Source organism: Chryseobacterium binzhouense (assembly GCF_007474545.1).
Lineage (GTDB): Bacteria > Bacteroidota > Bacteroidia > Flavobacteriales > Weeksellaceae > Chryseobacterium > Chryseobacterium binzhouense.
The window spans coordinates 83,857-96,930 of the sequence record NZ_VKOG01000005.1 but is presented as its reverse complement, the minus strand read 5'-3'; the positions used below and the strand labels follow the sequence as shown (position 1 = coordinate 96,930).

Sequence of the window (13,074 nt, the reverse complement as noted above, 5' to 3'; positions counted from 1 at the left end):
TCCGTAGGAGCTTACTGTTAATAGAAAAATTAAGGCATAATAAAGCGGAGCTCCGTAGGAGCGACCTGTTAATAGCCCATCATAATTAACGCCGAAATGCACGCAGCCCGGCTTGAACGGAGCTCTTTTTGTGGAGCAAAGCGGAGCAAAAAAGCGGGAGTGGAAGACGGATTAAGCTGCCCAAAAAATTGTTAACATACGTTTTGAAAACGTCAATTAAAATTTATGAAACATTTCGCAGAACTCATCAACGCTCTCGAAAGCACAAACAAAACCAACGCAAAAATCGATGCGATTATCGATTATCTGGAACGTGCGCCGGATGATGATAAATTGTGGTTCATTGCTCTGTTTACCGGAAAAAGACCGAAACGAAATGTCAACACCAATTATATGAAAGAATGGGCTTTGGAAATTACGCAATTACCGTTTTGGCTGTTTCAGGAAAGTTATTCTTCAGTCGGCGATTTGGGCGAGACGATTTCATTAATTCTTCCGCCACCAACAGAAAAAATTGAGAAAACTTTATCCGAATGGATGAATGATATCATCAATCTTAAAACAAAAACCGATGCTGAAAAAAAAGAATTTGTTTTGAATTCTTGGAACGGTCTCGATTACACGGAACGATTGATTTTCAACAAATTATTGGGCGGAAGTTTCAGAATTGGGGTTTCAGATAAAACTTTAATTAATGCATTAACCAAATTTTCCGGACAAGAATCGAGTACGTTGATGCACAGTTTGATGGGAAAATGGCAACCTTCAGAAGTTAGTTTTCAGGAATTGATTTCGGCAGAAAATATTAATCCTGACAATTCAAAACCTTATCCTTTTTGCTTGGCTTATGCTTTGGAAAAAGATTTAGATGAACTTGGAAAACCCGATGAATGGCTGATTGAATACAAATGGGACGGAATTCGCGGACAAATTATCAGACGAAATGATGAAGTTTTTATCTGGTCAAGAGGAGAAGAATTGGTTACTGAACAGTTTCCTGAAATCGCAGAAGTTGTTCAAAATATGAAAGGAAACTTTGTGATTGATGGAGAAATTCTTGCGGTAAAAGATGATAAAGTTTTAAATTTTAATGAATTACAAAAGCGTCTCAACCGAAAAACATTAACGAAAAAAATGCTTTCCGAAATTCCGATTCAGGTTTTTGCTTATGATTTATTGGAACTGGAAAATAATGATTTGCGTGAAAAACCGATTTCCGGAAGACGTGCGATGCTGGAGGAATTATTACTGAATGAAAATCCAGAAAACATCAGAATTTCAGAATCAATAGAATTTGAAAACTGGGAAGAATTGAATCAAATCAGAGAAAATTCCAGGGACATCAACAGTGAAGGTTTAATGCTGAAACAGAAAAACTCTCCTTATCATTCCGGAAGAAAAAAAGGCGATTGGTGGAAATGGAAAATCAGTCCTTTAACCATTGATGCAGTTCTGATTTATGCTCAAAAAGGAAGCGGAAGACGAAGCGCATACTACACTGATTACACTTTTGCCGTGAAAAACGAAGATAAACTGGTCACCATCGCCAAAGCATATTCCGGATTAACGGATAAAGAAATTATGGAAGTCAGTAAATTTGTGAATAAGAATGCCATTGAAAAATTCGGTCCCGTTCGAACTGTAAAAGCTGAATTGGTTTTTGAAATTGCTTTTGAAGGAATCGGTTTCAGCAACCGTCATAAAAGCGGCGTTGCATTGCGTTTTCCAAGAATTTTACGATGGCGAAAGGATAAAACGGTAGATGAAATTGATGATTTGGAAGAAATAAAAAAATTAATACAGTAATTATAAACGCTAAGCTCGCAAGGTTTTTATTTAAAACTTTGAAAATATATTTCGTTCGCAAGGGCGTTTCACTCAGCCAAGAACTGTGCTATCACTTGCTGAACGAAGTGCCTTCGCGAACGAAAATATAAAGAATTAGAATTTAAAATATTTTGCGCTCATTGCGTTAAAACAAAAACATCATTTAAAATTTGAGCAACTTCGAAAATACCAACGGCTTTAAAGTCATTCAGCAGTGGATGGCAGGCAAAGGCAATTCCCCTTTTAAATTTCAGGTCGATACGTGGCAGAAATTTGAAAACGGCTACAGCGGAATGGTCATTGCTCCAACCGGTTTCGGAAAAACATTTTCTGTTTTCTTAGCATTGTTAACCCACTTTTTAAATCATCCTGAAAAAGATGGAAAGGGCTTAAAAATGATCTGGATCACACCGCTCCGATCATTGTCAAAAGACATCGCCAAAGCAATGCAGGAAGCCATTGACGAAATCGGACTGGATTGGGCAGTTGGAGTAAGAAACGGCGATACCGATCCGAAAGTGCGGCAGCAGCAGGTAAAAAATATGCCTGAAATTCTTGTGGTGACACCGGAAAGTTTACATCTTCTTCTCGGACAGAAAAATCACGAACGTTTTTTTAAGGAACTGAAAACCATCGTTGTCGATGAATGGCACGAATTGCTCGGTTCGAAACGCGGGGTTATGGTGGAATTAGGCATTTCCCAGCTCACAAAATATGCTCCCAAAATGAAAATCTGGGGAATTACCGCAACCATCGGAAATCTGGATGAAGCGATGGATGTTTTAATTCCTTGTGACATTAAAAAAACAAAAATTACCGCCAAAGAACAGAAGAAAATTGATATTCTTCCCGTTTTTCCGGATGAAGTCGAAATTCTTCCTTGGGCGGGACATTTAGGCGCAAAATTAGCCGATAAAATTGTTCCCATCATTTTAGAATCAAAATCTACCATTGTTTTTACAAATACCCGAAGCCAGAGCGAAATGTGGTATCAGTTGTTGCTTGAAGCCTATCCCGATTTTGCTGGGCAGATTGCCATTCATCACAGTTCGATTGATGCTCATTTGAGGATTTGGATCGAGGAAAATCTAAGTTCCGGAAAGTTAAAAGCGGTCGTTTCGACCTCTTCTCTGGATTTGGGAATTGATTTTAAGCCGGTTGATACCGTTATTCAGATTGGTTCTGCAAAAGGCGTTGCGAGATTTTTGCAGCGTGCAGGACGAAGTGGTCACTCCCCTTTTGAAACTTCAAAGATTTACTGTGTTCCGACTCATTCACTGGAACTGATTGAAGTTGCCGCTCTAAAGGAAGCCGTAAAACAGAAAGTGATTGAGCCGAGAGATCCGCAGGTTTTATGTTTTGATGTTTTAGTTCAGTTTTTAATGACTTTGGCGGTTGGTGACGGATTTTATCCGCGGGAATTGTACGAAAGAATTAAAAAAGTATATGCATTTCAGGAAATGACGGATGAAGAATGGAAAAGCATTCTCGATTTTCTTACCATTGGCGGAAGTGTACTGAAAAGCTATGAAGAATTCCATAAAATTGTGGTTCAGGAAGACGGTTTATATAAAGTGACGTCCCGAAAAATTGCCATGCTTCACCGGATGAATATGGGCGTTATTGTAAGCGATGCGATGCTGAAAGTTAAATTCATTTCCGGCGGTTATATCGGAATGGTGGAAGAATATTTTATTTCAAAACTCAAAAAAGACGAAAAATTTATTTTGGCTGGAAGAGTTCTGGAAGTCGCGATGATTAAAGATATGACGGTTTTTGTCCGCGCTGCCAAAGGAAAAGCTTTTGCGCCGAGTTATCTGGGAGGAAGACTTCCTTTAAGTTCAAATTTGGGACAGTTTTTAAGAGAAAAATTATCCGGAGCGCTTAATCCGAAAGCTTCAGAAAAAGAACTGAAATTTCTGCATCCTTTGCTGATGAATCAGGAAGAACGTTCTCACATCCCGAAAGATGACGAATTTCTAGTGGAACTTATTAAAAACCGCGAAGGATATCATCTGTTTATGTATCCGTTTGAAGGTCGGCTTGTTCACGAAGTGATGTCGGCTTTAATTGCCTACAGAATCTCCAAACTGGCTCCGATTTCCTTTTCAATGGCGATGAATGATTATGGTTTTGAACTGTTCAGCGACAAAGAAATTCCGCTTAATGATGAAAATCTCCATAAAATTCTGAGCAGGGAAAATCTGATGAACGATGTAATTTCCAGCATCAATTCAGCAGAAATGGCAAGAAGAAAATTCCGTGACATTGCGGTTATTTCAGGAATGGTGATCCAGAATTATGCAGGAAAACAGCGTTCCAACAAATCTCTGCAAAGTTCGGCAGGATTAATTTTCAAAGTTCTCGAAGATTACGATCCGAATCATTTCCTTGTAAGACAGGCGTATACAGAAGTTTTTAATGCGCAATTGCAGGAACAGCGACTGGTGGAAGCTTTTAAACGGATTGAAAAATCAAAAATAATCCTGAAATTTGCCAATACTTTTACCCCGCTGAGTTTCCCGATAAAAGTGGACAGTTTGCGACAGACACTTTCCAGTGAAGGATTGGATGCGAGAATTCAGAAACTGATTCAGCAGGCGAAAAAAGGGAAATAATTTTTATCTGAGCAGCTTAATCCGCCCTCCGTTCCCGCTTTTTTGTTCCGCGATGCTGCACAAAAAGAGCTCCACTCAGGTCGGGCTGCGAATTTAGTCATCAGAACAAAAGTTAGCGGAAATCAGAAAACAATTATGAAAATAGTAACAAAAAATATCCATATTCAGGACGAAGTCTTTACATTAACCAATCAGAGAGCATTATTCTGGAAAAAAGAAAAAGCCTTGATTCTGTCGGATCTTCACATTGGAAAAACCGCCCATTTCCGCAAAAACGGAATTGCGCTTTCCGATCATATTTTTGAAAATGATCTGAAGCGTTTATCCGTTTTAATCGAATATTTTCAGCCGGAAAAATTTATTGTTGTCGGCGATCTGCTTCATGCAGGAGACAATTCTGGAGTAGATAAATTCTGCGAATGGAAAAATGAATTTCCGAATCTTGAATTTCATCTTGTAGAAGGCAATCACGACAGAATTTCAAAGAAACTCGAAGCCAAACTCTGCCTTAATTTCAGGGCCGAAACCCTAAATATTGATGATTTTTTATTTGTTCACGATTTTCAGAAAAAGAATGAAAAATTTCAGATTACGGGACATATTCATCCCGGATTTGTCATTAATTCTGTGGTAAAAAAAATCAAACTTCCTTGTTTTGTGGTGACAGACAATCAATTATTACTTCCCGCTTTCAGTGAATTTACAGGTTTAGATACAAAAAATCTCCCTGAAAAAGGAAGATTCTATGTTTTTACGGATGCTGAAATCTATGAGATATAGAATATTATAAATTGTCAAACCATTTATAAATGTCTGTGTCTGATGATATTCCAAGCTTTTTTCTTAATCTGTTTTTACGATTCTGTATAGCTTTTGGAGTGACAAAAGTATAAATTGCTATTTCTTTGGTCGTTAATCTCAGTTTCAGATAAATACAAAAAATTATTTCAGAGTTTTGCAGGTTGGCATTGATCTCTGAAAGCTTTAAAAAAAAATCGGGATATACCGATTTATATTTACTGAGAAGTCTTGGTGAATTTTCCTTCGCTAATCTTAAAATCTCTTCGTCTGGCATATTAAAAGCGTTTTTTGAGTATGTATCTAATTCAGCTTCTTTGTCTGGGTTATTATTCGTCATGTGTTGTTCCTTTTTCTATTAAATGCTAAGTTTTATTAAATTTTGATGTAATCTTAATGTAATAATAGTCACTTAAAATAGATTTAATTATTTTAGTATTTAAACTATAACGATCTCAAAATTATTATTTTTTTAATCTCTGGTTTATGATTCTAATCAGCAAGGGCGTTTTTTAGTATTTTTTTATGAAAATTATTCACCATTGGTTTTTAGAGACTTGTTTTTCTTTATGCTAAATAATTTAAAATATGTTGAGAAGTGTGGTATCTAAATGGTATCATTTTAGTTTAATTATGCAAATAATTAGCTTTTCTTTACCAATAATAAAATCATTATCATGTTTTTGCTTGATGATTTTGGATTTATATATTATTAATAAATCACTTAAAAATGATAAAAGAAGATTTGCTGCTATTATTTGGAGCTGAAGAAAGGTGTTATGATGCGGATGATATTATTTTTTCGGAAGGAGACCTGCCTATGTTCTTTTACCTGATTATCAAAGGAAAAGTAAAGTTAAACAATTATAATGATCTCGGAAAAGAGTTTATTCAGGCTATTGTGACTTCCGGACAGAGCATCGGATTATCATCATTATTTACCGATATGATTTATCCTAAAAATGCCGTTGCCATCGAAAAATGCGAAATACTTCGACTGTCGAAAACTGCTTTTGTAACTTTACTTGAACAGCATCCTGAATACTATTCTAAAATTATCCATTGTCTTTCGGAGCATATTCACTACAAATTTATGATGATGCAGAGTATGGCGTTTCATAATCCTTCACAGAAATTACTTACTCTGATGAACTATCTGAAATATGAATGCAGCGAACATGAGCCATTTTCTTTACAGATTCCATTAACAAGACAACAGCTGGCTTCTCTTACAGGATTAAGTGTTGAAACCGTAATAAGAGTTATTAAAAATCTTGAAAAACAGGGTGTTGTGAAAATTCAAAACAGAAAAATTTTTTACTGATAAGACACTACTGAATTTAAATTTGTTTTTTGGGTTTGTATACACTATCAGTTCTTTTATTTTCTGCTTCATCTTCTTCAATATCGCATCTGCAGGAAATATTTGTCATTACAAAAATGCATAATCCGATTGTGGCTATTGTTTTTCTCATGTTTTCTACTTAAGAATCAGTAATTTATTGATTTCACATTTGAAGCATCCCAAAATGAATTCTGTAAAATATTGCTGTGCTTCCAGCGGTTGGGTTTTGGGATGGAGTTCCAGCTTTCTGGACAAAATAATTTCTCCTTTATAAGCAATAGAATAATGTGAGAAAATCTTAAAAGCAGAGTTTCTGATAGGATTTGCGTAACCTGTAACAGCAATAGACCAATCCGTATCAAATAACTGTGCGACTCCTAGTGCCATTTGATCTGCGATAGTGTCAGAAACACAGTCACAAAGGTTTGCTTCTTTTTCGTTTACATTGAGCAGTTTTACTTTCTCATCAAGAGTGTAAGTGGTAATTCCTCCTTTATAAAAGAGACTTGCATTAGGCATTTGTGAAAATGCAAGCTGAAAAAGACCCGATGTAACGCTTTCTGCAATAGAAATTGTTTCGTTGTTGGTAATCAGTGATTCGCTGATGTAATTGAGCAGTTTTTGTTGGAATTCCATATTGTAATATTTAAGGTGGTTGGTATTATGGTGGTGTTATAAAAATCAGTAATATATTTTTCTGTCTTTTATTTTGATATATCCTTCACTTTCCATTTTTTTAATAGTTCGGATGATTGTTTCTACTCTCAATCCTGTAAGGTCGGCAATTTGTTGTCTGGTCATAAGAATCTGGAAAGAATGATGATCGTTACAATCTGCATAACTTTTCAGATAATCGAACAGACCAATGATTCTCGCATAAGGATTCTGAGAAGCCATACTCTGCATCATTATCATTTTATAATATAAACGATGGGACAGACAGGCATTCATATCCAGTGAAATCTGAGGGTTTTCTTTGACCAGATTGATGAAATTTTTTCTAGGAAGACGAATAACTGTTGATGGCTTTAATGCTGAAGCGTTCATGGGATATGTTTTATCCATAAAAAGTAACGGATCACCAAAACTTTGGTCTTTTCCTAGAATATTATGTATAAATTCTTTTCCGTCTTCATTGTAATTGTTTAGTTTGATCGCTCCTTCTGCAATCTGATAATAATATGAAGGAAAATCCCCTTCAGAAAATATGATTTCCTTTTCCTCATACTTTCTTACTTCTGCACTGTAGGCTCCCAGAAGCTGTTCGTCAATTTTCATGCAACTGATTGTTTTCATGGCTTATAGTTTATTAATACAATATTTTACCATTTTCGATGATAAGCTCACCGCTGCGTTCTAGTTTTTTTACCGTACGGATAACAGTTTCCACACACATTCCTGTAAGATTTGCCATCTGCTGTCTCGTTAATGGTATTTGAAACGAAAACTTGGTGTCCTCATTTTCAAAACTTTTCAGATAATTCATCAAAGTAATGAGTTTGGTTTTCGGATTTTGTACACACATATTTTGTGCCATAATCAGTTTAAAATAAAGCTTTTGTGATAAAGATTTGTTAATTTCGAAAGAAAGTTTAGGATGGTTTTTTACCAGTTCTATAAATTTTTCTTTTTTTAAGCTTAAAATCTCACAATCTGTGAGTGCAACAGCGTTCATAGGATAACAGCGATTCATGAATAACAATGTTTCACCGAAACAATCTCCTTCTTCCAAAAGGTTTTGTATGCTCTCTTTTCCAGATTCATCATAGTTGTTTGTTTTTACTGAACCATAAATGATCTGATAAAAATACTTGGGTTTTTCTCCTTCTGTAAATATGATTTCTGAGGGTTGGTAATTCCTTCTTACAGCTCCTGCAGATTCTAAAAATTTTTGATTGATAAGCATGATCTCTCTTAATTTAAAATATAAAGTATTGATAATCTTAACATAAAGACGTTGTAAAATCGTTATTTTATAATCAGGAATAAACTGATACAACAGTAATTATTTTACTTATTCTCAGTATTGATTATTTTATATAATAAAAAATCTATTACTCAAAGAGTATATATCTTCAATTAAAGCAGTTTATCTTAATGCTTTCATGGTATCAGATTTAATCTGTACAGTATCGTCGGGAATTGTTGTAATTTTAGAGGTGTCGGCTGATTGATGTAGTGATGTAGTGTCTACTGATATACTGTCGTTAGAACTAACAGGAATTTCTGTGTCTTTAGACTTGCAACTCACAGATATAACAAATAATCCTAGAATTAAGGTTAAATTTTTCATACTAATTATTTTGGTTGGTGATTTTAGATATTTTTCGAACTGTATCGAATAATATTTCACGAAGTTATGGCTTAGTGAAATATTATCTTATGATTTCGATCATAAACTTATTTTAGTAAAATAAGTTGTTTTGTAACTGTTATTTCACGCTGATTGAGCATCAAAATAAATATATTTTTATAAAATCAATATTTTTGGTTAGGTTTTTGAAGCGTCAAAATTATCTAGAAGTAACACTTTCTATTAACACCAAATTATTATTATATGTCAACAGAAAATTTAAGCCGTACCGATGCGGTAAAAAAAATCAAAGAATTATCTGAAAAAGCAAAATTCTGCATGTTCTGCACAGAACTGGAAAAACTTCCTATCAATACAAGACCTATGTCTTTGCAGGAAACTGATGACGACGGAAATCTATGGTTTATAAGCAGTGATGCAAGCAACAAAAACTTTCAGATCAAAGATGACAATAGAGTTCAGCTTATTTTTATGAATAATTCTGATTCAGAGTATCTTTCAGTTTTTGGTGAAGCTACCATTTATAAAGACAGAGCAACCATTGAAGATAAATGGTCATCAATGGCAAATGCATGGTTTGACGGCAAAGATGATCCTAATGTTTCTGTTATCAGAGTAACTCCAAAAGATACTTACTATTGGGATACGAAAGCAGGAAAACTGGTAAGCTTAATTACTTTTGCTGCAGCAGCCATCACCGGAAAAGAGACAGATAACTCAGACGGTGTTGAAGGTAAGGCTGAGATATGATTGATACGAATTCCTTGCTTTAAATCTTAAAAACAAAAGTCATGATGTATGATAATGAGCCGCTTCCTATAATACAGGAAACCAATTCTATAACTACGGGCAGTAATATTTCGATGATTACTCAGGTAATTAATTTTAATGGAGATAAATCTTTTATTCTCAGTTCTTTGCAGAGAATAAAAAACAATACATTGTGCGATATTAAAAGAAAGCTGATAGAAACATTCATCACTGAATATACCGTTAATTTTACAGGTTATACCGAAAATGACAGTTACAATGTAAATTTAGACAGCAAGAAGGTTTCATCATCATACGCAAAAAAATCTTATGAAAAGGTTTTAAGAGAACAGGAATATCTACATAGAATAATCACTACACTAAATCCTGAATAGGCTTTGGTGTAGTGAATTTATATATTTTAATCTGCAATAAAATTCTTCTTTGCAAGCTCCTTTCTCACTCTGCTGAGACTCTCGGGAGTTATTCCTAAATAAGATGCAATCATCCATTGCGGAACCCGCATCATCAGATCAGGATACATTTTGATAAATTTAAGATAGCGCTCTTCAGCTGTTTCTCCAAGAAGAGAATTAATTCTGTCCTGAAGGCTTTTTACGTGTTTCTGAATAATGAGATCATTTCTTTCGATACTGTTGGGAAACTCTTCCAGAAGTTTGTTGAAAAAATCATGCTGCAAAAACAAGACTTCAGAATCTTCTACTGCTTCAATATAATATTTTGATTTTTCATTAAAATATAAACTGCTTCTGTCACCGATAAGCCAGTTTTCCGGAGCAAACTGTATAATGTGCTCTTTTCCGTTTTTGTCGATGGAGTACATTCTCAACAGTCCTTTTTCAACAAAAAAAGTATTTCTGCATACTTCTCCATGTTGCAGCAGAAATTCATTTTTGCTGATTTTTCTCGTTTCATACTGCAGGGTACACAGATTCATTTTTTCTGCAGGAACTTCAAAAACTGTAGCCAAGTAATTCTGGATATTTTTCATGCGGTGAATTGGCTTAAGGAAATATTATTATGTGAAGCATGATTGATCACTACCCCATTTTCAATCACTAAAAACTGCGGACTTTCATGGCGTACTCCCAGATCTTCAGCGATTTGATTTGAAATTGATCGGAAGGATAACAGATCAAGATAATATAAATTATTGATAATGTCAGAATTTCCGGATTCTTTGATCTCTTTTTCAAAATTTCTCAATACGGTTTTGCTGATAAAACAGCTGGTAGAATGCTTAAAAATTCCTATTCTGGAAGCATGAGAATTTTGTATTGCTGTTTTCAGATCTTCTTCAGATTTTATAATATGCCAATGAAGTTTTTCTTCATTATTATCATTATTTCCGCCAAATATTTTATCAAAAAAACTCATACATTAAATTGTTTTAAATGATGATCAAGATGTTTATATTCTAAAAAGCCCCAGTCTTTTTCTTTCATTTTGCCGAATAACTCATGTTTATCCGGCAATTGATGATTTCTGTACCTATCATTGTATTCCTCAAGTCTTATCAGGAGATTTCTTTGGGTTTGTAAAAAATCACATTCAAAATTAACAATAACTTTTTTAAAAGTAGGCATATTTCTGGGAATTCCGTTATTGAAAAGGGAGATTTCATATTTTGTCAAAATTCCTGCGGTGCGAAAAAGTAAGCCAATAGACGGAAGTTCAATCTTATGTAAGGCAATCTGAAGAATTTTATCACAATGCAGAAGCATCTGAGAAACATTCATTTTCCCCCATTTTTTATGAGAGTTTTCAGAAAGCTGCTGTATTCTTTCGATTATTTCTGTGAAGTCTTTTTCGTTATGTAAACTTTTATAACGCATTTTGCAAAAAAGCATTTATTTAACTTGAATTTTGGATAATTTTAGTAAGCAATGCCAATACCAAAACTGAGTTATCGTCTTTTTTAGACAATTAGAAGCTTTTATTCATGAATTAAAAGCTGACGTTTTCGCTGTTCAAAAAGACTTCTTACAATGATAAATGTTTTCATAAATGCCGATTTGTCCGAAAAAAAAATATGGACAAATTTTTGAGATTAGTTTTTGTAAATTTAATTATAATTTCTATCTTTTCTTTATGAAAAAAGCCCTGATTATCGTCGATGTGCAAAATGACTTCTGTGAAGGAGGCGCACTTGCCGTACCCGAAGCCAATACCATTATTCCATATATTAATCTTCTAATGGAAGAAAATGAATATGACCAGATTATTCTCACTCAGGATTGGCATCCCGCTCACCACAAAAGTTTTGCAAGCAACAACAACAGGAAAGTTGGCGAAAGTATCATTCTGAATGGCATTCCACAGTTTATGTGGCCGGATCATTGCGTGGAAGGAACTTTCGGAGCAGAATTTCATCAGGATCTGAACCGTGATAAAGTAACCCATATTGTGCAAAAAGGTAAAAACCCCGAAATCGACAGTTACAGCGGCTTTCAGGATAACAACCATTTTATGAAAACCGGACTGGATGATTTTTTAAAATATCACGAAATTCAGTTGGTTGAAATTGTAGGTCTGGCAATGGATTATTGCGTGAAGTTTACCGCACTGGATGCTGTAGTTAACGGATATATCACCTGTCTTCATTTTAACGGAACAAAAGCGGTAAATGTAAAGCCTGAAAATGGCAGAGATGCTGTTTATGAGATGATTCAGAAGGGCGTTACTGTTTTGGGATAGTGGAAGCAATGGATAGTGTTTTCAGAAAAAGCAGCGATAAATATATCATTGAAGAAATAGCTTCTGTGCTGGATCATCATTCTATAGTTTATAGAACAGTTGATAACGAAAAAGATTTTGACCCAAGTTTTTCAACAAATCAATTAAGAGTAGTATATCAGATCTTGATTGCAGATGATGATTTTATGATCGCAAATAAGGCACTTTCGGATTATTATGCTAATGAAATAGATATTCCTGAAGATTATTACCTTTTTGAATATTCAGATGATGAACTCAAAGACATTATTTTTAAAAAAGATGAATGGAATGAGTTTGATTATGAAGCAGCAAAAAGAATTTTAAAGCAAAGAGGCGAAAATATTTCCGATGAAGAAATAGATGTGATTGATGAAAAACGTTTAAATTCTCTAAGGAATGATTATGAAAATCCCAAAGAAGTTAAAAACTATATCACTTTGGGTTATATTTTTGCAATAATAGGATGTATTCTTTCGTTGGTTTGGGGAATGTTGATTTTTGTAAGCTTTGCGATTGCAATTGCTATTATCAAACTAAAAAAGCAGCTTCCGAATGGAGAGCGAATTTATTATTTTAATGAAAAAGACAGAAAACATGGTCAAAGAATTTTATGGCTAAGTATTATATTTACTATTTTCTGGATGACAATCTTTGTAATAAAAAATTAAAAAAGAGACTTTAAA

General features: G+C 34.4%; 16 protein-coding genes. 8 read left to right on the top strand and 8 right to left on the bottom strand.

The window, feature by feature from the left end; all coding sequences use genetic code 11:
* Positions 1-225 precede the first annotated feature (225 nt).
* The 3 genes from FNE73_RS13210 to pdeM all read left to right on the top strand — a co-directional run bounded on the left by FNE73_RS13210 (position 226) and on the right by pdeM (position 5,225).
* Positions 226-1,806 (top strand): ATP-dependent DNA ligase, encoded by a 1,581-nt coding sequence (locus FNE73_RS13210; protein WP_143885050.1) that lies wholly within the window; start codon positions 226-228, stop codon positions 1,804-1,806.
* A gap of 191 nt (positions 1,807-1,997) precedes the next feature.
* A complete protein-coding gene (locus tag FNE73_RS13205; protein WP_143885049.1) occupies positions 1,998-4,445 on the top strand; it encodes a ligase-associated DNA damage response DEXH box helicase in 2,448 nt (815 codons plus the stop codon).
* A gap of 135 nt (positions 4,446-4,580) precedes the next feature.
* Positions 4,581-5,225, top strand: a complete 645-nt coding sequence (gene pdeM / locus FNE73_RS13200) for a ligase-associated DNA damage response endonuclease PdeM (protein WP_143885048.1) — start codon at positions 4,581-4,583, stop codon at positions 5,223-5,225.
* A gap of 4 nt (positions 5,226-5,229) precedes the next feature.
* Here pdeM and FNE73_RS13195 read toward each other — a convergent pair whose 3' ends face one another.
* Positions 5,230-5,583, bottom strand: coding sequence for a helix-turn-helix domain-containing protein (locus tag FNE73_RS13195; RefSeq protein WP_143885047.1), 354 nt, complete (start codon positions 5,581-5,583; stop codon positions 5,230-5,232).
* Positions 5,584-5,973: 390 nt separating this feature from the next.
* Between FNE73_RS13195 and FNE73_RS13190 the strand changes: the two genes are divergently transcribed.
* Positions 5,974-6,567, top strand: a complete 594-nt coding sequence (locus tag FNE73_RS13190) for a Crp/Fnr family transcriptional regulator (protein WP_143885046.1) — start codon at positions 5,974-5,976, stop codon at positions 6,565-6,567.
* A gap of 156 nt (positions 6,568-6,723) precedes the next feature.
* Here the strand turns inward: FNE73_RS13190 and FNE73_RS13185 are convergent, their stop codons facing one another.
* The 4 genes from FNE73_RS13185 to FNE73_RS13170 form a co-directional block, all read right to left on the bottom strand.
* A complete protein-coding gene (locus tag FNE73_RS13185; RefSeq protein WP_143885045.1) occupies positions 6,724-7,224 on the bottom strand; it encodes a CinA family protein in 501 nt (166 codons plus the stop codon).
* A 45-nt stretch (positions 7,225-7,269) separates the two neighbouring features.
* On the bottom strand, positions 7,270-7,884 hold the full coding sequence (locus FNE73_RS13180; RefSeq protein ID WP_185147345.1) for a Crp/Fnr family transcriptional regulator: 615 nt from the start codon (positions 7,882-7,884) through the stop codon (positions 7,270-7,272).
* Between the two features lie 13 nt (positions 7,885-7,897).
* On the bottom strand, positions 7,898-8,587 hold the full coding sequence (locus tag FNE73_RS13175; RefSeq protein ID WP_228430096.1) for a Crp/Fnr family transcriptional regulator: 690 nt from the start codon (positions 8,585-8,587) through the stop codon (positions 7,898-7,900).
* Positions 8,588-8,677: 90 nt separating this feature from the next.
* Positions 8,678-8,881, bottom strand: coding sequence for a hypothetical protein (locus FNE73_RS13170; protein ID WP_143885044.1), 204 nt, complete (start codon positions 8,879-8,881; stop codon positions 8,678-8,680).
* Between the two features lie 264 nt (positions 8,882-9,145).
* On the opposite strand from FNE73_RS13170, the gene FNE73_RS13165 reads away from it, so the two are divergent.
* Entirely contained in the window at positions 9,146-9,652 is a 507-nt protein-coding gene (locus FNE73_RS13165; RefSeq protein ID WP_143885043.1) for a pyridoxamine 5'-phosphate oxidase family protein, read from the top strand.
* A gap of 41 nt (positions 9,653-9,693) precedes the next feature.
* Positions 9,694-10,047 carry a hypothetical protein gene (locus FNE73_RS13160; protein ID WP_143885042.1) on the top strand — a complete coding sequence of 118 codons (354 nt, stop codon included), beginning with the start codon at positions 9,694-9,696 and terminating at the stop codon, positions 10,045-10,047.
* Positions 10,048-10,073: 26 nt separating this feature from the next.
* Here FNE73_RS13160 and FNE73_RS13155 read toward each other — a convergent pair whose 3' ends face one another.
* The 3 genes from FNE73_RS13155 to FNE73_RS13145 are packed head-to-tail and all read right to left on the bottom strand — an operon-like array spanning position 10,074 to position 11,508.
* Positions 10,074-10,664 (bottom strand): Crp/Fnr family transcriptional regulator, encoded by a 591-nt coding sequence (locus FNE73_RS13155; protein ID WP_143885041.1) that lies wholly within the window; start codon positions 10,662-10,664, stop codon positions 10,074-10,076.
* On the bottom strand, positions 10,661-11,050 hold the full coding sequence (ytxJ, locus tag FNE73_RS13150) for a bacillithiol system redox-active protein YtxJ (protein ID WP_143885040.1): 390 nt from the start codon (positions 11,048-11,050) through the stop codon (positions 10,661-10,663). Before ytxJ ends, FNE73_RS13155 begins: the two co-directional genes overlap by 4 nt.
* A complete protein-coding gene (locus FNE73_RS13145) occupies positions 11,047-11,508 on the bottom strand; it encodes a DUF1569 domain-containing protein (RefSeq protein WP_143885039.1) in 462 nt (153 codons plus the stop codon). The genes ytxJ and FNE73_RS13145 overlap by 4 nt, the downstream gene beginning before the upstream one ends.
* Positions 11,509-11,764: 256 nt before the next feature.
* Here FNE73_RS13145 and pncA point away from each other — a divergent pair, with 256 nt between their 5' ends.
* Positions 11,765-12,370, top strand: a complete 606-nt coding sequence (pncA, locus tag FNE73_RS13140) for a bifunctional nicotinamidase/pyrazinamidase (protein WP_143885038.1) — start codon at positions 11,765-11,767, stop codon at positions 12,368-12,370.
* Positions 12,371-12,378: 8 nt separating this feature from the next.
* On the top strand, positions 12,379-13,059 hold the full coding sequence (locus FNE73_RS13135; RefSeq protein WP_143885037.1) for a hypothetical protein: 681 nt from the start codon (positions 12,379-12,381) through the stop codon (positions 13,057-13,059).
* The last annotated feature ends 15 nt before the right edge of the window (positions 13,060-13,074 follow it).

Bases quoted from the DNA above. Each gene is read 5' to 3' on its own strand.
- FNE73_RS13135 (WP_143885037.1), top strand. From the start codon at position 12,379: ATGGATAGTGTTTTCAGAAAAAGCAGCGATAAATATATCATTGAAGAA.
- FNE73_RS13160 (WP_143885042.1), top strand. From the start codon at position 9,694: ATGATGTATGATAATGAGCCGCTTCCTATAATACAGGAAACCAATTCT.
- FNE73_RS13155 (WP_143885041.1), bottom strand. From the start codon at position 10,664: ATGAAAAATATCCAGAATTACTTGGCTACAGTTTTTGAAGTTCCTGCA.
- FNE73_RS13190 (WP_143885046.1), top strand. From the start codon at position 5,974: ATGATAAAAGAAGATTTGCTGCTATTATTTGGAGCTGAAGAAAGGTGT.
- pncA (WP_143885038.1), top strand. From the start codon at position 11,765: ATGAAAAAAGCCCTGATTATCGTCGATGTGCAAAATGACTTCTGTGAA.
- FNE73_RS13180 (WP_185147345.1), bottom strand. From the start codon at position 7,884: ATGAAAACAATCAGTTGCATGAAAATTGACGAACAGCTTCTGGGAGCC.
- FNE73_RS13145 (WP_143885039.1), bottom strand. From the start codon at position 11,508: ATGCGTTATAAAAGTTTACATAACGAAAAAGACTTCACAGAAATAATC.
- FNE73_RS13185 (WP_143885045.1), bottom strand. From the start codon at position 7,224: ATGGAATTCCAACAAAAACTGCTCAATTACATCAGCGAATCACTGATT.
- FNE73_RS13210 (WP_143885050.1), top strand. From the start codon at position 226: ATGAAACATTTCGCAGAACTCATCAACGCTCTCGAAAGCACAAACAAA.
- pdeM (WP_143885048.1), top strand. From the start codon at position 4,581: ATGAAAATAGTAACAAAAAATATCCATATTCAGGACGAAGTCTTTACA.
- FNE73_RS13170 (WP_143885044.1), bottom strand. From the start codon at position 8,881: ATGAAAAATTTAACCTTAATTCTAGGATTATTTGTTATATCTGTGAGT.
- FNE73_RS13165 (WP_143885043.1), top strand. From the start codon at position 9,146: ATGTCAACAGAAAATTTAAGCCGTACCGATGCGGTAAAAAAAATCAAA.
- ytxJ (WP_143885040.1), bottom strand. From the start codon at position 11,050: ATGAGTTTTTTTGATAAAATATTTGGCGGAAATAATGATAATAATGAA.
- FNE73_RS13195 (WP_143885047.1), bottom strand. From the start codon at position 5,583: ATGACGAATAATAACCCAGACAAAGAAGCTGAATTAGATACATACTCA.